Raw genomic sequence first — 24,927 nt, 5'->3', positions numbered from 1 at the left:
AAATATTTTACTAGTAATTCCTTAATACTCTCTCCAATTATAATAAACAGTGGAATGATACAAATTGCTGCTAATATTAAGCACGGTGTGATTCTCATTTCTTTTAACCTCACCTTGCAGTGTGGACATCTGAATGAAAAAGGATGCGGGAGATCAATAATATGTTGCACAGTAATCTCTCCTTCACACTGTGGACATTCAATTATTTCTTTCATTTAACTCAACTCCTTTCTATCTACAAAAAGAACACTATCCAATAGCGCTCTTTTACTGCCGAATATATTACTTTTGTGTATAACCAAATAACAATGTAAATAAATTGAGCCGTAAAAGCAATAATACATCTCTTCTTTTAAACAGAAAGTTTATAAATACTGACGATACTTCGACAATTTCCTCGGAAATATTTCCTTTCCCCACATAATTTGATACACTACACATGAATAAAAACTTGTATTACATAAACTAAAATAATAACTTACTGTACAAATTAAAAAGCACACTCTTCATATGAAGAATGTGCTTTTATGTTATTAACGTTTAATCCAAACAGCACCTGCCGATTTATCTTCTGCCTGTCCAACAACTTGGAATTTAAGTCCAAGGTTTGGAACTTTTCTTCCTGCGTCTGCAATTTGCTTGTTACTATATACTTTTGAATCATCAAAAGTTGTAACACCTTGTAATCCAGAATAATTAAACTGACCACGTGTTAATGAATTTACACTCCATGCTGGTGTTTTATCAAATGAAAATGCAGCATCTGCAATTTGCATGCCCGTATTACCGTATGCTGGTTTCCCGTTTAAATTACCAACTAGCGCTTCTGGATGAGAGTCAACAACACCAAGGAATCCTTCACCTGGATGCATCCCAACCCAGTTATCTTTAAAACTATCATCTGCATACCAAACGACAAGACCTGTATTATACACTGGACCTTTTCCTGCTTTTAATCCATTATCTGATCCCGCATAGTTTCTCCATTCTAAGTAGTAGTAATGAGCTTTCTTCTCTGTCCCATCAGAAACAACAAAACCATTTAAATTCATTTTAGACTGTCCTTCTGCATCATCAGAAAATACAACTTGTCCATCAACAGTTACATTTACATTATCCATCGCAAAACCTTTATATGTTACAGCCGGATCTGTAATATAGTCGAATTGTAGTTTCACTTTTTTGCCTTTAAATTGACTTAAATCATATGATTTATCAATCCATTTCCCATCTGTTGTATCTTTATCTCCTTGGACTACTTTTTCTCCAAGTCTATCAATTAACGTCTTCGTTCCATCTTCTGTTACTGCATGTACTTCGACGAAATCGCACTCTGCTTCTAACTCATAATTTGCTTTATAATCGAATTTTGCATTTGTTCCCTTTGTTAAATCAAAGAATGGTGTCTCTAACGTTGTATGCATATCATCGCCTCTTGTACTATAATATGCATGCTTTCCAAACTCCGGTTTAATCGTTTCAACACTTTTACCTGGTAAGTTAACACGTACAACGCCTGGACGATTTGATTTCGTAACACTTTGATCAATATAGGTAGGAACTCCCACACCACTCTTAATTTTATCGTAATCTACTTCTAATATTTTTGCCCAGTTGCCACCCATATTCTTTTGTAAGAAGTCTTTATTTTGTGGTGAAAAACTAGTCGGCTCTGTTCCTGCGATTTTCCCTGTCCAACTACCTCCACTCATTAATGACCAAGCTTCGACTGGTGAACCATTTCCAGTATATTTCGTGTCATATTCATCTGGTAATCCAAGATCATGTCCAAATTCATGTGCAAACACACCTACAGCTCCATCTTCTGGTTCAATTGTGTAATCATGTGCTGCTACTTTACCACCAAAGTAATCTACCTTTGATTTCGTACCTTCAATCGCTACTGGATCTACTGCTAATTTTGAACGATGTGACCAGATCGCATCATCACCTAATTTACCGCCACCAGCTTCTTGACCAACACCAGCATGGATTACCATTAAATGATCAATTACACCGTCAGGTTCATTTTGATTCCCGTCCCCGTTTGTATCATATCTATCAAATTGATCAAACTGGGATAAATCTAGTCCTTTCTCAGCAGCTGCATGCAAAGCTTCTTTCACTAAATCACGTGCACCTTTCGGACCTTTATTATCGTGACCACTGCTACCATCAGCTCCATAATCAGATGCTTTTCCTGGAACAGTTAGCCACTCCGTTACATATCCATCTGTCGTATAACTACCACCAGACTGCTCTTCATAGTATTGTTTAAACGTTTTTACTTTTGAACCATCAAATAAAGTATAAGGCTCATTACCGAACAACATCTTTTGATAATGTTCTCTACTAAAGTCTTTCGAATACATATAACCTGGTGTTTGATCAATATTATTATGTTTATAATCACTAAATTCAACGAGTAGCACTAATACTTTATCCGATCGAACAGATCCCTTATATGGAGCTTGCTTTGCTTTTGAAGTTGGAACTTGCCCATTCAATTGATTTTTATTTGGTTCTGGCTTTTGCTCAAGGCTAACATTTTTTTCAGCCTTTTTTACATTTTCCTTTTCTTCCATCTTTTTCTCTTTTACTTTTTTTGTGAAATCAGACGTTTCTTGTGAGTGAGCATCTGGAAGAATTTCTTTATTCGCCTGATCTCCTTGTTTCTTTTCAATATATTGCTCAACAGCTTTTTTCGTCTCTTCTTTAGAAGATGATGGATTAATTGTTCCTCTTTCTTTCAGTGCTTCCGCTAAACGATCTTCTTGAATTAAATTGTAATCAATTGGTGTTGTAGATACATTATCTTTCTTTTTTGCTGCCGTTTCTGCATATGCTAACGGAGCACTCATTACAGATGTACATCCGATAATTGCCGCAATTGCTAATGATGACAACACTTTAAATGGTGCTTTTCTTCTCATTCCATTTCTCCCCTTTTATAAAACTTAAAATTCAGATAAATTGGTGCATTTTTGTCAAAATCTCTGTTTACTACCCTCCCTATATAAAAAGACATAATTCTATAAACATTAAGCTTTTTGTTATAGAATCATGCCCTCCAGTTTTCTGGTCAGACCCTCTATCTTTTTATCCCTTGGTTCAATTAATAATCAGTGGGGGGATGAACAAAGCCCCCACTGATTAAAGTTTCACTTTATGTCGAAATATGAAAAATAAAGAGTTATGTGATATATATTAAATATCTTATATAACAAATTTAAAAGACAATATGCAAAATTGCATGAAAATTCTTTTAAATAAAAAAAAGAATCCTAGTCAATTAAACTAGGATTCTTGCTTTTCTATTATTTCTCTTGTGTTTTTTCCCAATCAGCTAAGAATTTCTCAATTCCTTGATCTGTTAATGGGTGCTTCACTAATGAAGCAATTACGTTTGCTGGGATTGTTGCAATATGTGCACCGTTTAATGCTGCGTCAGTTACGTGAACACTGTGACGTACAGATGCTGCAATGATTTCTGTTTCGATGCCATGAATTGCAAAGATTTCTGCGATTTGACGAATTAAGTCCATACCGTTATGACCGATATCGTCTAAGCGACCTAAGAATGGTGAAACGTATGTTGCACCAGCACGAGCTGCAAGTAATGCTTGAACTGCTGAGAACACTAATGTAACGTTTGTACGAATTCCTAAATCAGAGAACGCTTTTACTGCTTTTAAACCTTCTGTTGTCATTGGAACTTTTACTACAACGTTTGGAGCAATCTTCGCTAGTTCTTTTCCTTCTTCAATCATCTTATCAGCTTCTAAGCTAATTACTTCTGCACTTACAGGTCCTTCTACAACGTTGCAAATTTCACGAATGCGTTCGTGGAAATCTACGCCTTCTTTTGCTACAAGTGATGGATTTGTCGTTACTCCAGCTAATACACCTAATTCATTTGCCTCTTTAATTTCGTTAACGTTTGCTGTATCAATAAAGAATTTCATTTGTTGTTCTTCCTTCCTAATTTTCATTTTATATTTATTTATTTTTCTTAATAAGCTCTAATTCAATCGGAATAGATTTGTCCACTTTTTTACCTTGTGTTATCTCTTTTGCTGTTTGCATCGCCTTCTCCCCGATTAATTCCGGTTTTTGAGCAACTGTTGCAGCCATACGCCCATCGTTAACCGCTTTCACAGCATCGTCTGTTGCATCAAATCCAACAACGACTACATCTGTTTTTCCAGCAGACTTCAATGCTTCAAGTGCACCTAATGCCATCTCATCGTTATGCGCAAACACGGCTTTAATATCACCATTTGCTTGCAAAATGTTTTCCATAACAGATAATCCTTTCGCTCTATCAAAATCAGCCGCTTGTTTTGCAACTACTTTTAAAGACTTATCGGCTACGTTATGGAATCCTTTCCCACGTTCACGAGCAGCGGAAGATCCAGGGATTCCTTCTAACTCAGCAACGTTTGCTCCTTCGCCAACTAATTCCCGAATGTAATCACTAGCCATTTGACCACCTTCGATATTGTTAGAAGCAATGTGAGAAACAACCTTACCTGAATTCGCAACGCGGTCTACTGTAATAACAGGAACATTTGCTGCATTTGCCGCACTTACTGCTGAAGCAACAGCATCTGAATCGGTCGGATTAATAACAACTACATCGACACCCTTTTGAATTAAATCTTCAACATCGTTCGTTTGCTTTGCTGCATCATTTTGTGCATCAACAGCAATTAATTCGATGCCACTATCTTTCGCTTTCTTTTCTGCACCCTTTTTCAAAGTTACAAAAAAGGGATTATTTAAAGTTGAAACAGAGAATCCAACTTTAATAGTTTTATTTCGACCTTTATCGCTAGAATCCTTTGCCCATTCTGGCGGTTCCATTGAACAACCAGCAGTAATGACCATAATACATGCAACGAGTATAAGTAACCATTTCTTCATGAACTGTCCCTCCATTACGCTTCTTTTCTGCGATCAATTAATACAGCTAGTAAGATTACAAGTCCTTTTACAACTTGTTGGAAGAAAGAAGATACACCTAATAAATTTAAACCGTTATTTAGTACACCGATAATAAGTACACCAATGAATGTACCAACAATCCATCCTCTTCCCCCAGAAAGACTTGTTCCACCTAATACAACTGCTGCAATTGCATCTAATTCATAAGAAGTACCTGCAGTCGGCTGTGCAGAATCTAATCGTGATGTTAAGACAATACCTGCAAGCGCTGCCAAAATTCCGGAAAGACCGTAAATCATTACTTTAATTCTCGTAACATTAATACCTGATAGTGCTGCTGCTTCTTCATTTCCACCAATTGCAAATGTACGGCGACCAAATGTCGTTTTCTTCAAAATGAAGTACAGTACTGCGAAAGCGATCATCATTGTAACAGCTGGTACCGGAATACCAAGAAAATAACCGCGGCCAAACATTTGGAACATTAAATGATCACCAAGACCAGTGATCGGACGTCCGTCCATATAAACAAGCGTCAACCCACGAAAAATAGTCATTGTTGCCAAAGTTGCAATAAATGGAGCTACTTTTCCTTTCGCAATGATGATACCGTTTACAATTCCCATTACAAGACCTGCTAATAATCCAACTGCCATTGCAAGGAACGGATCCATGCCACTTGCCATCATTCCAGCAACAAGTGCACTTGATAATGCTAAAATAGAACCTACCGATAAGTCAATACCCCCTGTTAAAATTACGAAGGTCATTCCGAATGCAATAAGCGCATTAATCGATACTTGACGCAGTATATTAAATAAATTTGGAATTTCAATGAACGCTGGATTTAAAGCTGTAATTACTACGATAATTAATACTAAACCGATTAAAGAACCGAGTTGTTGTAATACATTCCCCTTCTTAGCCATCCTTACTCTCCCCCTGTAGCTAGTGCCATAATAGACTCTTGTGATGCCTCATCTTTCCCTAAAATTCCGCCGACTTTTCCTTCATGAATAACAAGAACTCGATCACTCATCCCTAAAACTTCCGGAAGCTCAGATGATACCATAATAACGGCATCGCCTTGCTCTGTAAGCTTATTCATAATAGAGTAAATTTCTTTTTTCGCTCCAACATCAACACCTCTTGTTGGCTCATCTAAAATGAGTAATTGCGGATGAATGCCTAGCCATTTTGCGATTACAATCTTTTGCTGATTTCCACCAGAAAGAGATTTCACTGCCTGCTCTCCGCTAGATGCTTTCACATTAAGAAGCTTCATCATATCCTCTGTAAACTGTTGTTCTAGCTCGTTGCTTAGAATACTTCCCTTTGAAAGACTTTCTAAATTCGGTAAAGCTAAATTTTCTCGAATTGAAAAATCTAACACTAATCCTTCAGACTTTCTATCTTCTGTAATGAAAGCAATTCTTTGTCTAATTGCATCTATTGGACTATCAATCTTTACTTCTTGTCCATTTATAAAAATTTGTCCAGAGTCTAAAGGTTCATAACCAAATATCGCTTTCATAATATCAGTGCGACCAGCCCCCATCAAACCAGCTACACCAAGGATTTCACCTTTCCTCACTTGAAACGAAACATTTTCAAATTTCCCTTTCTTCGTTCCGTTACGCATTTCAAAAATGACATCACCAATTTGACTATTTCGCTCTGGGTAACGTTCACCAATGCTGCGCCCCACCATCATACTCACTACTTCATCAAATGATGTTTCTGGAATTAATCTCTTTCCGACGTATTCTCCATCACGCAAAATCGTAATAGCATCACATATTGAGAAAATCTCTTCCATACGATGCGAAATGTACACGAATGAAACACCTTCTTTACGTAACTTATTGATTACTGTAAAGAGCGTTTCAATTTCACGATCCGTCAGTGCCGCAGTAGGTTCATCCATAATAATAACGCTCGCGTTTGTCATTAATGCTTTCGCAATTTCGATAATTTGCTGTTGTCCAACCGATAATTCCTCTGCTAACATAGCGCCTCTTACATACAACCCTAACTCCGCTAGTTGCTGCTGCGCAATCGCATTCATTTGTCGAGTGCGTAAAATACCTGTTTTCCCATACATTAACTCTTTACCGAGAAACATATTTTCAGCTACTGTTAAATTCGGCAATATGTTTAGTTCTTGATGTATAAATGCGATGCCGTACTCTTCAGCTTCTTTCGCATTTTTAAAGGTGCGCTCTTGCCCATCAATTGTGATTGTCCCACCATCTTTTTTGTATACACCTGTTAAAATCTTCATGAGCGTTGATTTACCCGCTCCATTTTCCCCCATCAATGCATGGACTTCTCCTGTTTCAATCATAAACTGTGCATTCTTCAAAACAGGATTTCCATTGAACGCCTTTGAAATGTTTTTCATTTCAATATGCATTCCCATCACTTCCCTTTATTAAAAAATCACGCCTGCATGTAAAATTACATTTGCATAAGGCGTAGCCTCGCCTGTACGAATAATCGCCTTCGCTTTCTTTGTATGCTCTTTAAATTGCTCATGAGATACATACTCAAATGCTGGCTCTATTAATTTCTGCTCTATTTCTTTATTTACTTCCGCATTATTTATAATGACTTCTTCTGCTAACGTCACTTTTTCGATTGCCATATCATCAGCTACCACTTGCAATACATCTAAAAAGCTAGGTTTTCCAATTTCAACAGCTAAATCAATTCTTTTTACTCCGTCAGGAATTGGTAAACCGCAATCAGCAATTACAATCGTATCCGTATGCCCAAGTAAAGCAAGGATTGATGCAATCTCACTGTTTAATACGCCGTGTTTCTTCATCCAACAATCACCTGCACTTCACGTACTTTATCTCTCGTTGGCATGCCGCCTTGCGCCCCAAGTTTCGTTACAGAAAGACCACCGGCAATATTCGCGAAACGAATTGCTTTTTGAAGTGTCTCTCCTTCAGAAAGTGCAACTGCTAACGCACCATTAAATGTATCACCAGCTCCAGTTGTATCCACTACATCAACAGCAATGCTAGGAACATGTACAATCTCCGTGCCATTATGGAAACGAACACCGTTAGAACCTTCTGTGATCAATAGTTTATTTGGATACTTCGCCAATAAATCTTCAATTGGTGATGTAAAATCATCTAATACGATGCGGCACTCATGTTCATTTGGCGTAATATAAGTCGCTTTTTCTAAAATTTCTTCTGATAAAACTTGTGCTGGCGCTGGATTCAACATAACAGGAATATTATGTTCCTCACAAATAGCCAATACATATTTTACTGTTTCAAGTGGAATTTCTAGTTGAAGAACAACCATATCCGCTTTTACAAGAAGGTCTTTGGAGCGATCTACAACTGACTTATTTACAAGAGCATTCGCCCCTTGTACGACAACAATACTGTTATCTTCTTCTGCTAAAACGATATGAGCGATTCCTGTCGTTCTATCTGTAACCGGTACCACATAATCGATAAAAATGCGTTCGTTCTCTAGATTTTTTCTAACTACTGTTCCATAATCATCATTTCCTACCGCTCCAACCATTGCTACATTTGCTCCTAATCTAGCTGCAGCAACTGCTTGGTTTGCTCCTTTCCCTCCTGGAATTGTATGAAACGCTTCACCAATTACTGTTTCTCCTGCTTTCGGCCGTTTTTTTGAAACAGCCACTAAATCCATTGAAATGCTTCCTACTACTGCAATATTTGGCATCTGTTTCATCTCCTTACTTCGTTGTATTTCGTTCTATAATTTCGATCGGCAAACGATAGTGTTTCTCTTCTAATGTATTTCCTTCCATTTGCTCTAACAACAACTCTGTTGCAATTTTCCCCATTTCATATATTGGTTGTGCAACTGTTGTAATAGATGGATACATCATTTCCGTTAAAGAAATTCCATCAAATCCGATAATTTGTAAATCATCTGGAATGACAATCCCCTTTTGAAGTGCAGCCTTTACAATACCAATCGCAATTAAATCATTCCCAGCAACAATACCATCAATATGCGGGTATTCTTCTAATAATTCCATCGCTACACGCTCACTATTTGCTGGATCAAACGTACTCTCTGCAATCATATACGAAAGATTATTTTGCGTAATAACGTCTACAAAACCTTCAAAACGTTCATTTGCAGTACTCACATCACGTGGACCGCGAATATGTGCAATATGTTTACATCCTTTATCTAGTAACAACTTTGTCGCAGCCTGACTTCCTGCATAGTTATCTGCATATACAGTAGGAATACGCTCATTAAACATACGGTCAATCGCAACAACTGGAACAGATAAATTCATGTAATTAACACTATTTTGTGGATTCGTTGCTACAATAAATCCATCTACATTATTTTGTCTAAGTACATCAATATATTGTTTCTCTTTTTCTAAACTTTCATCAGAGTTACAAAGGACAACTGTGTAACCTTGTTTATGTGCTACATCTTCTACGGCACGTGCAACTTCCGGAAAGAATGGATTCACGATATTTGGAACAACTAAGCCAATTAAACGAGACTTTTTATTATACAGTGAACGCGCTACTGTACTAGGCTTATAATCTAACATCTCAATTGCACGTTCTACCTTTTTTAATGTATCTTCGTGAACATATCCATTTTTATTTAGAACTCTGGAAACGGTCGCAACAGATACTCCTGCTAATTTCGCAACGTCTTTGATCGTACTCATTCTCTTTTCTCCTCATTTCATGTAACCGTTTACAGAAAATAATATAACGTATTTCTAAAAATACGTCAATCATTTCTCACTAAAAAGCTTTTAAGGTTATACTCAAAAAAGCACCGCCATAAGGCGATGCTTCTTCATTACGAGTATGATACAGTTTTTTCTTTTTCTTCTACAGCAGGCTCTTTAGCATCTTTTTTACGATCTGACAATTTAATTTTTTGTAAGAAAATCGTAAAGATGGCACCTACTACGATAAATACTAATCCTGTTAAGAATACAGTATGAAGCGAGTCTACTAAAGAGTTTTTCAAAATAGGTACAATACTGTTAGCGAACGCTTCTGGCATTTGTTTTAATGCCTCTGGGCTAAATAGCATTGAATATAAACCTTGTGGATCTGTGTGAATCATATCTTTAAATTTCGTTACCATTTGTCCCGCTTCTTTCGGGAATGTATCTAATACAGGTACTAAATTCTTTGTTAATGTCGCACCTGAAGTGTTATTCATAATTGATCCTAAAATTGTAATACCAAATGTACCACCGATTTGTCGGAAGAACTGACTTGATGATGTTACAACACCAAGGTCTTTTTTCGGGAAGCTTTCTTGTAACGCTAATGTTAATGTCGGCATTACAAGACCCATTCCTAAACCGATAACCATCATATAAGAAGTAGCTGTAAGCTTCGTTGTGTGCATATCCATCGTTGTTAATAACCAGAAACCACCGGCCATAATAAGCATACCTGCGATAATTTGTGGTTTTACACCAACTTTTAATACAAGTTGCCCACCGATAATACTCATCACAATCATTGTAATCATCATTGGAGTCATAATTGTTCCTGATTCAGCAGCACTTACTCCTACAATACCTTGCATGAAGAATGGTACGAACATAATCGCGCCGAACATTCCAATACTCATAAAGAATCCAATCGCATTCAGTATTGTAAATGTGCGATTTTTAAAGAAATGCATTGGTAAAATTGGCTCTTCAGCTTTCGTTTCAACGATAACAAAGCTAACGATACCAATTACAGCTAGTGCAAATAAACCGATAATTTGCCAAGAATCCCATGCATAATCTTTTCCGCCAAACGTTAGCGCAAGTAATAAACTTACAACACCGAGAATCATCGTAAAGATTCCAGCGATATCGATTTTAATTGGTCCTGTTTGTTTATGCGATTTTAATCCCATTGCAATAAAGATTGTCGCTAAAATACCAACCGGTAAATTAATGTAGAATACCCATCTCCAGTTCACTGCATCTACAATCCAACCACCAACTTGTGGTCCAATTACAGAAGCAAGACCGTATAACGCACCAAAAATACCTTGCCATTTCGCACGTTCTTTTCCCGTGAACATATCTCCAATAATAATCATAGCCATTGGCATCATAATACCGCCACCAAGACCTTGAATCCCACGGAAAATAATTAATTCTGTCATACCATTTGCCATACCACATAACGCCGAACCAATCATGAAAATAACTAGCCCTGTTATATATACGTTACGACGACCAAGTAAATCCGCTAATTTACCTGCAATTGGTACAACTGTCGTTGATGTTAACATATAAGCTGTCGTTAACCATGTCATTAAACTTAATCCGCCTAGGTCACCGACGATACGTGGCATTGCTGTACCAACAATTGTTCCATCTAATGCAGCAAATAGCATCGCGATTACTAAACCGATTAACAACAACTTTCTATTTTGATTTTCTTGTTGCTCCATGTAATCTCCTCAATTCCTCTTAGTTATTCTCTTTTTTCTCTTGTGTCCCGCAAATAATGGTTTCTAACTTCTCAAAGAGACGTAATAAATCTTCTCTTTCTTGCAACTCTAAATGTGAAAAGTATTTTGCAATATGCTCGTTACGAGCTGTCATTGCCTCTTCTACTCTAGCTTTCCCCTTTTTCGTTAACTCGATGATGACAACGCGACGGTCATCTTTGTCGTGATAGCGTTCTACAAGTTCTTGATCGATTAGACGATCAATCATCACTGTAATCGCGCTAGGCTTCACATACATCTTTTTCGCTAATGTTGTCGCTCTTGAAGCCCCATAATGATCTAAAATCTTTAAAATATAAAACTGCGGTGGTGTAAGTCCTGTCGCTTGCATTTGTTCTAATAACTCCGTCTGCATTTTCTTTCCAATCGAAAAGGCAAGAGCTTGAATTTTATCGATATGCGTCATATCATTTGGCATGTTATCCACCTCTTATTTAAACAATAAAATATTTAATGTATTTAAATATTAATCCCGCGAACAAAATCCGTCAATACTTTTATTCATAAAAACGTTTACATTTTTGTCACAAAGTTGTATAATTTTCGACGAAGTTAATATTGACAGTCACGGAGAAACGGAGTACACGGCTATGAATCATAAAAAAGGAAACTTTTTTATATTTCATGGCCTTTTTATGTTCTCTGTCTTAAAACGCTTCGAATTAATTAGGGGAGGATTTTCATTTTATGTTTTTCACACAATTATTTAAACCTGCGCCCCACGCGGAACGCTTACCAGCTGATCGCGTTGATAGCGAATACCGTAAATTACGTTTACAAGTATTCTTAGGTATCTTCATCGGTTATGCAGGTTACTACTTTGTTCGAAAAAACTTTTCACTAGCAATGCCATACTTAATCGAGCAAGGCTTTAGTAAAGGGGAACTTGGGGTTATCCTTTCAGCAGTTTCTATCGCTTACGGATTAAGTAAATTTCTTATGGGTATCGTATCCGATCGTTGTAATCCTCGCTACTTTTTAGCAGCTGGGCTATTTTTATCAGGTATCATTAATATTATTTTCGGCTCATTTTCTTTCATTACAACGAGCATTATACTTATGTTTGTACTTCAGTTTTTAAATGGATGGGTACAAGGTATGGGATGGCCTCCTTGTGGTCGTACGATGGTTCACTGGTTCTCTATTAGCGAACGTGGTACAAAAATGTCTATTTGGAACGTCGCTCATAATGTTGGCGGAGCGCTTATGCCTTCACTTGTAACATTAGGCTTATACTTCTTCGCAGATGACTGGAAAAGTATTTTTTACTTCCCAGGTATTCTTTCAATTTTAGTTGGTATTTATGTATTAATTACGATGAAAGATACGCCTCAATCTTGTGGACTACCTTCTATTGAAGAACATACTGGAGAATATCCACCAGATGAAAAAGTAAAAGACCGCGAACGCGAGCTTTCAGTAAAGGAAATTTTATTTAAATACGTATTAAACAATAAGTTTTTATGGTACATCGCTATTGCGAACGTTTTCGTATATTTCGTACGTTACGGCGTTGTAGACTGGGCTCCTACTTATTTAGTAGAAGAAAAAAGCTTTACTCATAGTAGCTCACGTACTGCTTACGCTCTATATGAATGGGCTGGTATTCCAGGTACACTTCTTTGCGGATGGATGAGTGATAAACTATTTAAAGGACGTCGTGCACCTGCTGGTATTCTATTTATGGTCGGTGTATTTATCGCAGTTCTTGTTTACTGGTTAAACCCTCCTGGTAATCCAATGGTTGATAGTATCGCACTTGTCGCAATTGGATTTTTAATTTACGGACCGGTTATGTTAATTGGTCTACACGCTCTAGACTTAGCACCAAAGAAAGCTGCTGGAACTGCAGCAGGCTTAACTGGATTCTTCGGTTACTTAGGCGGAGCTGCTTTCGCTAGTGCAGCTATGGGCTTTATCGTAGATGCATTCGGATGGGATGGCGGATTCATCTTATTACTTGCATCTTGCGTACTTGCAATGTTCTTCCTTGCTCTTACTTTAAATACAGGGTCAGTAAAACAAAAGCAAGCTTAAATAACATATAACAAGCATAAAAATAGCTCTTAGCATTTACATACATGCTAAGAGCTATTTTTTATTTTCATTGCTGTTCCTACTAATGATAACAACCAATTCCTTCCCTACTATAAAATTAAAAGATTTGATGAAACACCTTTATTAAAACAGCTAACGTAACAGATGCAGCAAATCCCCCTAGACAAATTAAGCTTACCCCTTGACTATATGACAAATTTTGAAATGATTTCATTACTTCCATCCTCCCTATCTCCCCTTTGATACTTTTATTTTACCAATGGGAAAAATCTCATAACATCGATTTCTCTAACAACTAACTTACAAATTTGTAAGTTAACATCTTTTCAACTTATATATCTAGTATTTCCACAAATAAGAGTCATTTATACATAAAAAAAGACCTCAGTTATACTAAGGTCTTCGTTACATTCTATTTCATTTTATAATCATCACCGGACATTTCACTCGTTTTGCTATTTTATGACTTACACTTCCAAGCACCATTTCTTGCAGTGTATTGAGCCCTCTACTTCCAGCAATGACAAGATCTATATCTCCTGTATTTACATATTGAACAATTGTATCTCCAGGATCACCATGTAATATCGTAATTGTATAAGAAATGTTCTCTTTCTTTAATAAACCTTCAATCTCTTTTAATTTATCTTTTCGACTAGCCGATATTGTTTCTAAATCTGTTTGACCTTGTATAATATCTGATTTTGCCGTTCTATTATCTACTACGTACACAACTTCAACATTTGTTTCTTCGCTACATTTCGCAATATATGTTGCATGCTCCGCTGCTCGAAGTGCATGTTCAGAACCGTCACATGCTAATATAATTTGTTTGTACATATGCTGAATCCCCTTTTCGTTATCCTATTCGTATTATATAATAAAGCCCCCTAAAAAGGAGGCTTTTAACTAGCAATTCTTTTATTATAAGTAGCTAAATTTGCAACAAGTTTTGAACTACGTTCATTTAATCCTGTTATAGTTACTTTCACACCACTTTGTTCATACTTCATGATAACTTTATCAATTGATGCCACTGCCGAATCATCCCATACGTGCGCATGAGTAAAGTTCATTTCGATTTCTTTTACATCTTCATTAAATGAAAAATTATTTATAAAGTCGGCTGTAGATGCAAAAAAAAGTTGACCGTGAATTTCATATATTTTCTTATTTTCAATATATAAATGTTTCACGTGAATCTTTGCCATATTGAATGCAAATAAAACCGCACTAATTACTGTTCCGATAATTACACCTAATGCTAAATTATGTGTAATTAGGACAATCACAACTGTTACGATCATAACAAATGCGTTTCCTTTTGGTACTTTATGAATTGTTGTTACAGAGTTCCAATCAAACGTTCCGATTGAAACCATGATCTTTAACGAGCGTCACCATTAATAATGCCATTGCACCTGTTGCAGCTGAAATCATCCCAGTTCTTCCGCCAACAAATGAAATGGTAACTGCAATACAAAAGGCTGCGTATAACCCAACGGTCGGATCCACACCAGCGATAACAGAGAAGGCTATCGCTTCAGGAATTAATGCTAAAGCAACGACAATTCCTGATAACACGTCCCCTCTCACATTAGAAAACCAATCATTTTTTATCGTTTGAAACAAAATACCACTCCTCTACTCCTTTATCATTTGATTTTCTCCATAAGAAAATCTAGCCGACTGCACGAAGGCTATTATATAACGAGTAGAAGATTTTTTACTATGTAAAAGTTTCCTAAAGAAAAAGACGCTATATCAGTAGCGTCTTTGCTCATTTCATTAATGTCCACCGTGTCCTTGACCACTTTCCTGAACAATTTCTAACCTCTCATCTAGTATTCCTTGTGTTTCAAATGAAATATCACTCGTACTTCCTAATAAGAAGCCATGATTATATGGTCCAAGTGTTGGATTATCTTTAAACTTCGGCTGAATGCTTGCAAGGAAGTCATACACTGGTTGTGAAGCTTTCCCTTCTTCTAACAAGACAACAGGTGCGTGTTTACCCATATGTGAAAAAGGTGCCCCAGCAACTGCTAAATCTGGTGTTTTGCTTGAAACAAATGATAAACCGTGACCAGGTTTTGTGAATCCCCAGCCAAATTTTGTTTTTTCATCTTTAAATTTCGCAAACGCAACCGAATTTTCTGTTGGAGTCTCTCCACTAATACGCGTTACTTTCCCGTATTTGCTCAGCTCTTTTTCCACTTCTTTTGAAACAATTTTTTCTGGCCCTAATACATATATATTTGCTTTGTCTTTTCTCATTTTTAATGCCTCTATTGTCGCTTCTGGCACTTTATTCTTTTCTGTATAGAGTAGTGGTTCCGGCATATGAGAAATCCAATTTACAGCGGGTGTTGTATATAAACGGCCTTCTTCTGCAGACGAACCAATAATAACACTATTTGGGTAGCTTCCTGTTATATCGGCATACTCCTTATCAACATCCTTCGCAAATATAGCTGGGTCCGTTTCTTTTATTTGTTTTACTTTATAACCTTTTAATTGTTCAAGCGCGCTAGTACCTACATCTCCCATCACCATAATTTGTGTTCCGTCTTTCGTTCCGATTGGATTTAATCGTTTTATTTCTTTTAACGTCATTTCCGGTATCTTTTCTTTTTCTATAAATAAAATCGGCCCGTTATTCGGATGATGAATAAGGTCTGCACTCGCAATACCTAATTGCCACTCGCTTGCTGGTACTAAAATAACAGCACCTGGCTGGTTCTCCTTATGAGTTGCTGGCCATATCGTTTGCGAAGTTAATACTGCCATTTTTAGGGGGTCATTTGTATTTAACCTCGTCACATTTTTTAGACTTGTCGTTAATAAATCATTAGATGCACCTTCGTTCATTTCTTTTGGCGCCGTTACCTCCTGATTCATTTTCATTTCCTTTTGCTCTGTTTTCTTCTCTTTTGTAGATTCATGGTTTTTATGGTCTGTATTCGTTTGTCCGCATGCAGCAAGACCAACTGCTGTAATTATTGTTATCCCAAAAATTCGGGTCATTTTTTTCACTATACCGCCTCCGTATTAATCATTTTTGAGCCAATATGATTACCTAAAATGTAATTTCAACTCCACAATAACAAGCAATTCTGAAGAAATTATGCAGACGCATCATAATCTGCACCATTTCTTCATGATTTTGCATTACACTTTAAGTAACGATTATAAATATGGAGGGCTCTCTATGATTGATATACTGCTCGTAGACGATGAACCGAGAATGCTTGAATTATTAACGCTTTATCTTACCCCAATTGGATATAACTGCGTATGTGCGACTTCAGGAGAAGAAGCTATTTTACATATAGAAAATCGAAACTTTAAATTTGTTTTACTCGATATTATGATGCCAAAGATGGACGGATGGGAAACGTGCAAAAAAATCCGATCTTTTAGTAACATTCCTATTATTATGGTTACAGCTCGTGATCAAACAGTAGATGTCGTTCAAGGATTAAAACTTGGAGCCGATGATTACATAACGAAACCTTTCCATGAAGAAGAACTTTTCGCAAGAATTGAAGCCGTTTTAAGACGTACAAATGAACATAAACAAATCCAATATCACGGTATTGTATGGGATGAAACAAAACACTTCGTTTCTGTCCATAGTGAAGAACTCCTTCTCACACCAATTGAATTTTCTTTACTCGGATTATTTTTACGCCATGTGAACTACGTATTAAACCGTGATCAGCTCATCGAACGAATTTGGGGATTAAACACAAATACAGAAGATCGCACAGTCGATTCGCATATTCGTAATTTACGTGATAAATTGCGAAAAGCAAATTTCCCTATTGATCATCATTTAAAAACCGTGTATGGAGTAGGTTATCGATGGGTTGATACTGAACAGTAAGGGGCAAAACGATGAAACGAATTTCAATTCAATTCGGATTTTATTTTTTAATTGTTACACTTTTAATTGAAAGTGTTCTCTTTATTTTGCTCTATTATAGTCTCGTAAACACTAGAGTAAATGAAGAAATGACAGCTTTATTAAAGCGAGGAAATAGTCATCGAGATGTACTTGAAAAATATTACGATGAGCAAACCATCTCTCACGTAGCATTAATGGAATCTGAAGCTGAAACAACTGTCGTTATTACAAATACAAATAAAGAAGTGCTAGCTAAATCTAACGAAATAAACACGACTATAAAAAATCACATTAGTAGCATGCAGACTCGAACAGACCATAACGGAGCGATTATAGAAAATCATTGGAAAACATCTAATTATATATGTACAGTTAGTCCTATCATAGTAGCTGGAAAACATGAAGGGTATGTGTATATGTTTCTTGGAACAAAATCCATTGAAAAGTTGGTAAATGGATTAACGAAACAATTCATTATTGCTGGCGCCATCACGTTTCTACTCACAGTCATCACAATTTTCCTATTATCACGTTTATTAACAAAACCATTGTTACACATGAAACATGCAACTGAAAAAATGAGTAAAGGCGATTTGTCCGTTTCATTAACGACTACTCGAAATGATGAAATTGGTGAACTAGCATCATCTATTCAAACGCTCGCAAATGATTTACATTATATGAGAACAGAGCGAAGTGAATTTCTAGCAAGTGTTGCTCACGAATTACGAACACCGTTAACATACGTAAGAGGTTACGCTGACATTGCTTTAAAAGAGACCACATCTCCTGAGCAACGTTTGCGATATTTATCTATTATAAAAGATGAGTCTGATTACATTACAAACTTAGTTCAAGATTTATTTTCACTTGCACAAATGGAACAACATAACTTTTCTATTCAAGTAAAGGAAGTACATTTACACACCTTCTTTACTCGCATAGCCGAAAAAGTTAACGCTATGTATAAAGAAAGGTACATTAAAGTTTCTTTCTCTTGTCCTCCTACACTGGTAGTAAACTTAGATGAACAGCGATTTGAACAAGTTATAATAAACATTTTAAATAACGCTTATAGGCATTCAAAAGAACATTCTCATATAAACATTTCTGTTACAGAAGAACATAGACGTATTTTCATTACAATTGAAGATGAAGGCGAAGGTATTCCGCCTGAAGACCTCCCTCACATTTTCGATCGTTTTTATCGAGTTGATAAAGCGAGAACACGAGCTACAGGCGGAACTGGTTTAGGACTATCTATCGTAAAAGAAATTGTAGAACTACACGGCGGAAATATTACTGTAACGAGCGAAGTCGATTATGGGTCTTGCTTTATAATTTCATTACCATCCATAAAGAAACACGACTATCATCAATAGTCGTGTTTTTTATCACTTTACTTTATAATATAAATTTACAAATTGCCCAAAACGTTTCGTATCCGTTAAAGTTAAATTAATTTCCGGGTTCTTGTCTTGAAATAACGGAACTCCAGAACCTAATATGTGAGGTGTAATCGTAACAACATATTCATCAATTAGATTATTCTTAAAGAACTCTCTTAAGAGACTCCCTCCACCGACCATCCATATTTTAGATCCTTCTTGTGCTTTTAACCTTTTTGTAAACTCCACTACATCTTCATTTACAAACTCCACGTGTTCGTTTGAACCTTTTTCTGAGTTAGAAAAAACATAACATTTTTTATCTAAATACGGGAATGGTTCTATATGCTCTACTACATAATCATACGTTCTTTTTCCCATAATTATTGTATCAATAGTTTCGTACATTTCTGTATAACCGTTATCTCCCTCTCCTTCGGTTTCCATTAACCACTGTAAATCATCATCTTCTTTCGCAATATATCCATCTAAGCTCGCCGCAATAAATAAAACTATTTCACGTGACATATTTTTTCCTCCTTATACCTCATCTTGATAACATTATGATGTAAACAATATACTAACAATAAAACACGACAATTTATGTCATGTTTAAAAAGAAAAAAGGTGATACATTTGTCAAAAGCTAAACGCTTATTAGATATTCTTATATTTGCTTCTGCGAAAAAAGCATTTACAGCTCAAGAAATAGCCGATGAATTTAATATTTCTGTTCGTACTGTCCATAGATACATTTTAGATTTAAGTGATATGGGATTACCCATTTACGCTGAACAAGGTCGCAACGGAGGATATAAAGTATTAACGAATAGAGTAATTCCACCTATTTTATTTACCGAAGAAGAAGCAGTCTCTATCTTTTTTGCCTTTCAATCTTTAAGCTACTACAGAGACTTGCCTTTTAACACAGAAATAAATTCCGTTACACATAAACTATATAGCTCCCTACAACATGATGCGAAAGCTAAAGTTGACAAAATACGTTCTTATATCGCCTTTTGGAATCCGAAAAGAACAATTGAGACACCACTTTTAAACGAAGTGTTAACAGCGGCTATTGAAAATAAAAATTTACACTTTCAATACGAATCTAAATCAAGGATCAAAACAAAACACGTTCATCCTATCGGTGTATATGCGCATGATGGTTTATGGTATTTACCTGCTTATGATTTTAATGTAGAAAAAACATTACTGTATCGCGTCGATCGTATTCTTTCTATATTATCAACGGAAGAAAATGAAGATACATTCATGAATTTAGAAGAGTGGTTTGCCTCTAACTCTCACGTAGTACATAATCCTACTCAGTTACATGTTTTACTGTCAACAGAAGGCGTACGCCAATGTAAAAGCGTGCCTTACCTTGAAGAATTCGTTGTAACAAACGAAAACGGGACAGGATATATACATTCAACAATTGATAAAGGAGAAATCAATTTTATTACCCCTTTATTTTATAGACTCGGAAAAGATGCAAAAGTTTTAGAACCGATAGAATTGATAGATGGTTTACGTATGCGTGCGAAAGAAGTTTTACATATGTATGAAGACGAAAAAAGCTGCTAAATATAAGCAGCTTTTTGTGTATTTGTTCCTATCGTTTTGACTGTTGACGAATATCAATCCACCAACGATATGACGCATTCATATTTTCAGTACTTCCATTCCCTCTGTAATGGAAAGCATCCAAAAAGATTGAATCTAGTTTATCTTCATCTACAAAGTAACCTAAGTTAACTTTTACCGTTTCTCCTGGTCGGATACTGCCAATATTGTAGAAGCTTTTCCCATCTCCGTGAGGCTCTAAATAATCAACTTCTCCCGTCATAATACGCGTTGCATCCATTCCCTCTTCTTTAGCGTATTTCCATGCATTCCCTTCAAATTTAAGCTGCTTTATGGATGGATGCATATAGATTTCTTCTGTCGCCTGTTTACCAATATTTCTCACTGTTGTTGTCAAGTAGACAAATTTAACATTAACTAATTGCGAATCTACTAATGTATCAATTGAATCTTTACCATTCCCTAATTTATATACATCCCGTCTGTACGATAGCAGTTTTCCCGTCTGATCTAAAGCCTTCTTCTTGCTTAATATCCCTAGGCCAAGTTCATTAAAGTTCTCTTGTTTAAAATCTTTAATCGAATCAAAAACTTCAACTTTTTCTATCACATATTCAATTTGGCTGTTATCCATAGATATCGTTACTGGAACCTTTTGCCCTATATGAAATAGTCGTTTGCTATCTTTTTTCAAAGGAATCACTTTAGATTTTTTAGGTTCATCTGCTTGGCTAAAATACTTTTTATCATAATTTGATATATGTGATGCCTTTTCTTTTGACGTGGGCTCAAGTGAAATATTCCCTAAGACATCTATCATTTGTTCTTCATTTATATCTGATCCAATAAAACTTTCTAACATAATCCCTTCTTTCTCAAAAAAGAGAAAGACCTTCCTATCAAACATTACATTGTTGTTTCCAGTTTCTTTATGAACAATTACTGCTTTCTTGCCACCTATCTCTTTTTCTTCGTAGCTTTTTGAATATAAAGTTTGAAAGTCCGCATTTTCCCCTACTCTCCAAAGACTAAATGAAAAGCCTCCATTTGCGTCGTTATCTTTAAATGAATATTTCATAGCAGAGTCATCAATTGCTTCCATATTTTCTGGTAATTTATCAATTTTCAGCTTATACCACTTATCAGCCTTTTTCGTGTCCTTATTTGTTACCGACACATTTACTTCATAATTTTGTTTTTGAACAATCATATTATAGACTTTTACTGCACCAAAAACGGTTGTCGGCATACCAATCAATAAGCAGGCAGCAGCGATTAACATACGATGTCTTTTACTCTTTTTCTGTGGTCGCTCGCCCTTCAGCTTCATTTCCTCCATAAACAGTTTCTTTTTGCGCGTATATGTATGTGAAAATTCATGTTGTTCTTCGGATTTATCAAAATCATCTAAAGCAATTTTTTCAGCAAGTTCATATATTTCTTTGGAGTTCTTTGAATTCGTCATGTTGTATACCTCCTATCATATTTTGGACTCGTTTTCGAGCGCGTTCAAACTGCTTGCGGACATTAGCCTCCGTAATCCCCATTACACTTGAAATTTCTTGATACGTTAAGTTATAGAAGACTTTGTACTTAAACACCTGTCTGTTAGATTCATTTAACTCTTTTAGCAATGTATCAATTTGAACCTCAGACATTTTACGTTTTTCCCACTCTTCAATATTTTCATCTACTGCTTCTATTGATTCTCTTTCATATTCTTCTAAAAATGTTTCATGTCGTTTATTTTTCCGGTAACTATCAATCGCCTTGTTTTTCGCGATCCTCAAAATATAGCGTTTAAGCTCTTGAGTAGCCAAGCTATGGAGCTTTTCCAAGTTCTTATAAAGAGTAATAAACGTCTCTTGAACCGCATCTTCAGCCTGTTGAATATTATTTAAAATAGAATAAGCTACATAATAAATTTTTTGTTCATACAACTCATATAGCTCTTCCATCTTTTCATAATCGTTGTTTGTAACTTTCATATAATTCCTCCTCTCACTCTATATAACGAATGAGCACTGTACTTTGTGACACTGCAAAATCTTTTTATAGATAAAATTTAATAATAGAATAAACAAAAGCCCAATTTCTCTATTGTAACTGAGAAATTGGGCTTTTTAATATTAGAATTTTCCTGACTGTATCTCTAAGAAAAATTCTTTTACACCTTTTCAATATGCAGTATTTGCTCTATCGCTTCTTTTAACAAATTCTTTGTCTCTTCCAAGTTATGATTCTGCTTTTCTGCTGGTTGTACCATATAAAACTCAGCAAACGAACGCTCTTTATATCTTGGTACGACATGCATATGATAATGTGTTAACTCGTTAAATACTCCACCATTTTGACAAACTGTAACTCCGTCAGGTTTATATACTATCTTAATCGCTTTTGCAATAAGCTTAGAAGCATCCATAACGGATTTTGCTACAACATCATTTAATTCATCTACTTCTACAACATGTTGCTTTGGCACAATTAAAGTATGTCCTGGGTAGAAAGGCGCATGATCTAAAAAGCAAGTTACATAATCATCTTCATATATTTTATATATAATTTCCTCTCCGCCTGCTAATTTACACCCTAAACATTCCATCATATTTCCCCCTTTATTAAAAACATAAAAACGTGAGAGCCGTATTCTCACGTTTTTATGTTTCATTTTATTAGTTCAATTGTTTCCGTAACTTTTATACTATCTTTTACAGATTGAACAATCGTACAATTTTTCACTGCAAGTTGCAGCGCCTTGTCCAGCTGCTCTTCTGTAATATTTTGCGCTTTAATTTTATAGTGCAAATGAACACTTTCAACTGGCTTCGATAACGCTTCACTTCTACCAATTTCAGTTTCGATTGTAAACGTATCGTATGGAATACGTTTCTTTTCTAAAATCGTTCGAAAGACAATTGCACTACACCCTGCGATAGAAGAAACGAGTAATTGTAACGGTGAATAACCGTTTTCTTTTCCAATCGCTAATTGACCATACAATAAATCTGCTTCTATATCATCGTGTTTGATTGTTAGTTTCATTTGTTTTTTCCATCTCCACTTTCATCGGTTTCTGCCGTTTCTTACTAATATAATAATATATATAGCAGAAAATGATAAATGGAATACCACAGTATAACGCCATTCTTTGTTCAGGAATAAACGCTAAACTAATAACAACGATGCTATTTGTAATTAAAGCTAAAATTGGAACAATCGGGTATAGTGGTGTTCTATACTTTAAGTCCTCTAACTTTCCCCCGCCTTTTATATACTGACTTCTAAAGCGAAGTTGCGATAGAGCAATAATGATCCAACTTGAAACAGCCGATAAACCAGCTATCGATAATAAATACATGTATACTGTATCTTCTGCAAGGAAACTTGTGAATAGAGATAATCCAGCTACCGCAATCGTTACGACTAGCGCTGTAATTGGAATACCACGCTTATTTACTTTCTGGAAGGAAGTTGGTGCCATTCCCTCATTTGCAAGTGACCATAGTATACGCGTCGCTGCATATAATCCAGAGTTCGCTACAGATAATAACGCAGTAATAATAACGAAGTTCATAATATCAGCTGCGTATGGAATACCAATTTTATCAAATACGACTACGAATGGACTTTCAATTACGCCTGCTTCTTTCCAAGAAATTAATCCTACTAAAATTGTCATTGTTAAAATGAAGAATAACATAATGCGCCATACTGTATTACGGATCGCACGTGGAATTGTTTTTTCTGGATTTTCACTTTCTCCCGCTGCAATTCCGATTAACTCTGTTCCTTGGAATGAGAAGTTAACTGTAATCATTGTAAGTAGTACGGCAGCTAGTCCATTCGGGAAAAGTCCACCATCGCTTACAAAGTTAGAGAAAAGAGGTGCTGCTTCTTTTCCGTCATATGATATAAATCCTAATAATGCACTACCACCAAGAACGACAAATGCAAGGATTGTAATTACTTTAATACTAGAAAACCAAAATTCTAATTCAGCATAACTTTTTGCCGAAATTGCGTTTGAAGCATATAAAATAACACCGAATACAAGGCACCATACCCAAACATCAACATTTGGAAACCATCTTTTCATCATTAAACCGATTGACGTTAATTCTAGCCCCACTGTTACTGCCCAGCCAAGCCAGTATAACCAGCCAATCATAAAGCCCGTTCCTGGTCCAATAAACTTCGTTGCATACTTTTGGAAAGATCCTGAAACCGGCATCGCTACCGTTAACTCTCCAAGACAAAGCATTGTTAAATACATAATAAATCCGCCTACTAAATATGAAAGGATGGCTCCCCCTGGTCCAGCCTGATTAATAGTGTAACCTGAACCTAAGAAAAAACCAGTTCCGATTACACCACCAAGTGCGATCATAAATAGATGTCTACTCTTCATCGTGCGATGTAATTTCTCATTCGTTGGTTGCTGCATCTAAATCCTCCCCCTACCAATACCCCTATATCTTGTTAAAATTTTCTGATAATAAAAATATACACGAAAGC

23 protein-coding genes and 2 pseudogenes are annotated in these 24,927 nt (G+C 36.0%); 4 read left to right on the top strand and 21 right to left on the bottom strand.

The genetic code is table 11. From position 1 onward, the window contains the following. The 11 genes and pseudogenes from ACQGSG_RS09995 to ACQGSG_RS09945 form a co-directional block, all read right to left on the bottom strand. A pseudogene (locus tag ACQGSG_RS09995) lies at positions 1–215 on the bottom strand (hypothetical protein); the annotation flags it as partial. Between the two features lie 318 nt (positions 216–533). Then, the gene (inhA2, locus tag ACQGSG_RS09990; RefSeq protein WP_001252962.1) at positions 534–2,933 is read right to left on the bottom strand and encodes a M6 family metalloprotease immune inhibitor InhA2; all 2,400 of its coding nucleotides are present in this window, start codon (positions 2,931–2,933) and stop codon (positions 534–536) included. 384 nt (positions 2,934–3,317) lie between these two features. Further along, complete coding sequence (gene fsa / locus ACQGSG_RS09985) at positions 3,318–3,965, bottom strand: fructose-6-phosphate aldolase (protein ID WP_000667698.1); 648 nt, start codon at positions 3,963–3,965, stop codon at positions 3,318–3,320. A gap of 34 nt (positions 3,966–3,999) precedes the next feature. Next, on the bottom strand, positions 4,000–4,926 hold the full coding sequence (rbsB, locus tag ACQGSG_RS09980; RefSeq protein ID WP_000758974.1) for a ribose ABC transporter substrate-binding protein RbsB: 927 nt from the start codon (positions 4,924–4,926) through the stop codon (positions 4,000–4,002). Positions 4,927–4,940: 14 nt separating this feature from the next. Then, positions 4,941–5,876, bottom strand: a complete 936-nt coding sequence (locus ACQGSG_RS09975) for an ABC transporter permease subunit (RefSeq protein WP_001074641.1) — start codon at positions 5,874–5,876, stop codon at positions 4,941–4,943. Positions 5,877–5,878: 2 nt separating this feature from the next. Further along, a complete protein-coding gene (gene rbsA, locus ACQGSG_RS09970; protein WP_172852722.1) occupies positions 5,879–7,363 on the bottom strand; it encodes a ribose ABC transporter ATP-binding protein RbsA in 1,485 nt (494 codons plus the stop codon). A gap of 18 nt (positions 7,364–7,381) precedes the next feature. After that, on the bottom strand, positions 7,382–7,777 hold the full coding sequence (rbsD, locus tag ACQGSG_RS09965; RefSeq protein ID WP_000716154.1) for a D-ribose pyranase: 396 nt from the start codon (positions 7,775–7,777) through the stop codon (positions 7,382–7,384). Further along, positions 7,774–8,670, bottom strand: coding sequence for a ribokinase (gene rbsK, locus ACQGSG_RS09960; protein WP_088361321.1), 897 nt, complete (start codon positions 8,668–8,670; stop codon positions 7,774–7,776). The genes rbsD and rbsK overlap by 4 nt, the downstream gene beginning before the upstream one ends. Before the next feature lie 13 nt (positions 8,671–8,683). Further along, positions 8,684–9,655: a ribose operon transcriptional repressor RbsR gene (gene rbsR, locus ACQGSG_RS09955; protein ID WP_065704873.1), complete on the bottom strand. Its 972-nt coding sequence runs from the start codon at positions 9,653–9,655 to the stop codon at positions 8,684–8,686. A gap of 137 nt (positions 9,656–9,792) precedes the next feature. Beyond that, a complete protein-coding gene (locus ACQGSG_RS09950; protein ID WP_000437645.1) occupies positions 9,793–11,406 on the bottom strand; it encodes an MDR family MFS transporter in 1,614 nt (537 codons plus the stop codon). 19 nt (positions 11,407–11,425) lie between these two features. Further along, positions 11,426–11,884 (bottom strand): MarR family winged helix-turn-helix transcriptional regulator, encoded by a 459-nt coding sequence (locus ACQGSG_RS09945; protein WP_001132365.1) that lies wholly within the window; start codon positions 11,882–11,884, stop codon positions 11,426–11,428. A 269-nt stretch (positions 11,885–12,153) separates the two neighbouring features. Here ACQGSG_RS09945 and glpT point away from each other — a divergent pair, with 269 nt between their 5' ends. Continuing rightward, complete coding sequence (gene glpT, locus ACQGSG_RS09940) at positions 12,154–13,503, top strand: glycerol-3-phosphate transporter (protein WP_000466384.1); 1,350 nt, start codon at positions 12,154–12,156, stop codon at positions 13,501–13,503. Between the two features lie 118 nt (positions 13,504–13,621). Here the strand turns inward: glpT and ACQGSG_RS09935 are convergent, their stop codons facing one another. From ACQGSG_RS09935 to ACQGSG_RS09920, 4 genes and pseudogenes are all read right to left on the bottom strand, one after another. Beyond that, positions 13,622–13,738 carry a DUF4027 family protein gene (locus ACQGSG_RS09935; RefSeq protein WP_000834733.1) on the bottom strand — a complete coding sequence of 39 codons (117 nt, stop codon included), beginning with the start codon at positions 13,736–13,738 and terminating at the stop codon, positions 13,622–13,624. Positions 13,739–13,941: 203 nt separating this feature from the next. Then, positions 13,942–14,364, bottom strand: coding sequence for a universal stress protein (locus ACQGSG_RS09930; RefSeq protein ID WP_000277998.1), 423 nt, complete (start codon positions 14,362–14,364; stop codon positions 13,942–13,944). A 65-nt stretch (positions 14,365–14,429) separates the two neighbouring features. Beyond that, positions 14,430–15,156, bottom strand: a pseudogene (locus tag ACQGSG_RS09925) (SulP family inorganic anion transporter). A gap of 156 nt (positions 15,157–15,312) precedes the next feature. Continuing rightward, entirely contained in the window at positions 15,313–16,560 is a 1,248-nt protein-coding gene (locus tag ACQGSG_RS09920) for a hypothetical protein (protein WP_000738868.1), read from the bottom strand. Between the two features lie 175 nt (positions 16,561–16,735). On the opposite strand from ACQGSG_RS09920, the gene ACQGSG_RS09915 reads away from it, so the two are divergent. Then, positions 16,736–17,413, top strand: a complete 678-nt coding sequence (locus ACQGSG_RS09915) for a response regulator transcription factor (RefSeq protein WP_172852721.1) — start codon at positions 16,736–16,738, stop codon at positions 17,411–17,413. 11 nt (positions 17,414–17,424) lie between these two features. Next, positions 17,425–18,816: a HAMP domain-containing sensor histidine kinase gene (locus ACQGSG_RS09910; RefSeq protein ID WP_325842764.1), complete on the top strand. Its 1,392-nt coding sequence runs from the start codon at positions 17,425–17,427 to the stop codon at positions 18,814–18,816. A 12-nt stretch (positions 18,817–18,828) separates the two neighbouring features. On the opposite strand, the gene ACQGSG_RS09905 is transcribed toward ACQGSG_RS09910, so the two are convergent. Beyond that, positions 18,829–19,350: a dihydrofolate reductase family protein gene (locus tag ACQGSG_RS09905; RefSeq protein WP_000085764.1), complete on the bottom strand. Its 522-nt coding sequence runs from the start codon at positions 19,348–19,350 to the stop codon at positions 18,829–18,831. Positions 19,351–19,425: 75 nt separating this feature from the next. Between ACQGSG_RS09905 and ACQGSG_RS09900 the strand changes: the two genes are divergently transcribed. Further along, entirely contained in the window at positions 19,426–20,412 is a 987-nt protein-coding gene (locus ACQGSG_RS09900; RefSeq protein WP_119781844.1) for a helix-turn-helix transcriptional regulator, read from the top strand. Positions 20,413–20,440: 28 nt separating this feature from the next. Here the strand turns inward: ACQGSG_RS09900 and ACQGSG_RS09895 are convergent, their stop codons facing one another. The 5 genes from ACQGSG_RS09895 to ACQGSG_RS09875 form a co-directional block, all read right to left on the bottom strand. Then, positions 20,441–21,877, bottom strand: a complete 1,437-nt coding sequence (locus tag ACQGSG_RS09895; RefSeq protein WP_214631970.1) for a DUF4367 domain-containing protein — start codon at positions 21,875–21,877, stop codon at positions 20,441–20,443. Continuing rightward, on the bottom strand, positions 21,843–22,400 hold the full coding sequence (locus ACQGSG_RS09890) for an RNA polymerase sigma factor (RefSeq protein ID WP_000869268.1): 558 nt from the start codon (positions 22,398–22,400) through the stop codon (positions 21,843–21,845). The genes ACQGSG_RS09895 and ACQGSG_RS09890 overlap by 35 nt, the downstream gene beginning before the upstream one ends. A gap of 179 nt (positions 22,401–22,579) precedes the next feature. Next, positions 22,580–23,014 carry an HIT family protein gene (locus ACQGSG_RS09885; RefSeq protein WP_000388959.1) on the bottom strand — a complete coding sequence of 145 codons (435 nt, stop codon included), beginning with the start codon at positions 23,012–23,014 and terminating at the stop codon, positions 22,580–22,582. 62 nt (positions 23,015–23,076) lie between these two features. Continuing rightward, on the bottom strand, positions 23,077–23,454 hold the full coding sequence (locus ACQGSG_RS09880; RefSeq protein ID WP_000778818.1) for an OsmC family protein: 378 nt from the start codon (positions 23,452–23,454) through the stop codon (positions 23,077–23,079). Next, complete coding sequence (locus ACQGSG_RS09875; RefSeq protein ID WP_001187097.1) at positions 23,429–24,856, bottom strand: amino acid permease; 1,428 nt, start codon at positions 24,854–24,856, stop codon at positions 23,429–23,431. The genes ACQGSG_RS09880 and ACQGSG_RS09875 overlap by 26 nt, the downstream gene beginning before the upstream one ends. Positions 24,857–24,927: the final 71 nt, after the last annotated feature.

Origin of the sequence: Bacillus sp. GMa5/1 (genome assembly GCF_050172015.1) — a bacterium.
In the GTDB taxonomy this organism is placed as follows: Bacteria; Bacillota; Bacilli; order Bacillales; family Bacillaceae_G; genus Bacillus_A; species Bacillus_A cereus.
This window is presented reverse-complemented; position numbering and strand designations above follow the sequence as displayed.

Coding starts and splice junctions, on each gene's coding strand:
- ACQGSG_RS09890 (WP_000869268.1), bottom strand. CDS start 22,400: ATGAAAGTTACAAACAACGATTATGAAAAGATGGAAGAGCTATATGAG.
- ACQGSG_RS09900 (WP_119781844.1), top strand. CDS start 19,426: ATGTCATGTTTAAAAAGAAAAAAGGTGATACATTTGTCAAAAGCTAAA.
- ACQGSG_RS09975 (WP_001074641.1), bottom strand. CDS start 5,876: ATGGCTAAGAAGGGGAATGTATTACAACAACTCGGTTCTTTAATCGGT.
- ACQGSG_RS09950 (WP_000437645.1), bottom strand. CDS start 11,406: ATGGAGCAACAAGAAAATCAAAATAGAAAGTTGTTGTTAATCGGTTTA.
- ACQGSG_RS09915 (WP_172852721.1), top strand. CDS start 16,736: ATGATTGATATACTGCTCGTAGACGATGAACCGAGAATGCTTGAATTA.
- ACQGSG_RS09895 (WP_214631970.1), bottom strand. CDS start 21,877: ATGACGAATTCAAAGAACTCCAAAGAAATATATGAACTTGCTGAAAAA.
- ACQGSG_RS09930 (WP_000277998.1), bottom strand. CDS start 14,364: ATGTACAAACAAATTATATTAGCATGTGACGGTTCTGAACATGCACTT.
- inhA2 (WP_001252962.1), bottom strand. CDS start 2,933: ATGAGAAGAAAAGCACCATTTAAAGTGTTGTCATCATTAGCAATTGCG.
- ACQGSG_RS09875 (WP_001187097.1), bottom strand. CDS start 24,856: ATGCAGCAACCAACGAATGAGAAATTACATCGCACGATGAAGAGTAGA.
- ACQGSG_RS09935 (WP_000834733.1), bottom strand. CDS start 13,738: ATGAAATCATTTCAAAATTTGTCATATAGTCAAGGGGTAAGCTTAATT.
- rbsK (WP_088361321.1), bottom strand. CDS start 8,670: ATGCCAAATATTGCAGTAGTAGGAAGCATTTCAATGGATTTAGTGGCT.
- glpT (WP_000466384.1), top strand. CDS start 12,154: ATGTTTTTCACACAATTATTTAAACCTGCGCCCCACGCGGAACGCTTA.
- fsa (WP_000667698.1), bottom strand. CDS start 3,965: ATGAAATTCTTTATTGATACAGCAAACGTTAACGAAATTAAAGAGGCA.
- ACQGSG_RS09905 (WP_000085764.1), bottom strand. CDS start 19,350: ATGTCACGTGAAATAGTTTTATTTATTGCGGCGAGCTTAGATGGATAT.
- rbsA (WP_172852722.1), bottom strand. CDS start 7,363: ATGCATATTGAAATGAAAAACATTTCAAAGGCGTTCAATGGAAATCCT.
- rbsR (WP_065704873.1), bottom strand. CDS start 9,655: ATGAGTACGATCAAAGACGTTGCGAAATTAGCAGGAGTATCTGTTGCG.
- ACQGSG_RS09945 (WP_001132365.1), bottom strand. CDS start 11,884: ATGCCAAATGATATGACGCATATCGATAAAATTCAAGCTCTTGCCTTT.
- rbsB (WP_000758974.1), bottom strand. CDS start 4,926: ATGAAGAAATGGTTACTTATACTCGTTGCATGTATTATGGTCATTACT.
- ACQGSG_RS09880 (WP_000778818.1), bottom strand. CDS start 23,454: ATGAAACTAACAATCAAACACGATGATATAGAAGCAGATTTATTGTAT.
- ACQGSG_RS09885 (WP_000388959.1), bottom strand. CDS start 23,014: ATGGAATGTTTAGGGTGTAAATTAGCAGGCGGAGAGGAAATTATATAT.
- rbsD (WP_000716154.1), bottom strand. CDS start 7,777: ATGAAGAAACACGGCGTATTAAACAGTGAGATTGCATCAATCCTTGCT.
- ACQGSG_RS09910 (WP_325842764.1), top strand. CDS start 17,425: ATGAAACGAATTTCAATTCAATTCGGATTTTATTTTTTAATTGTTACA.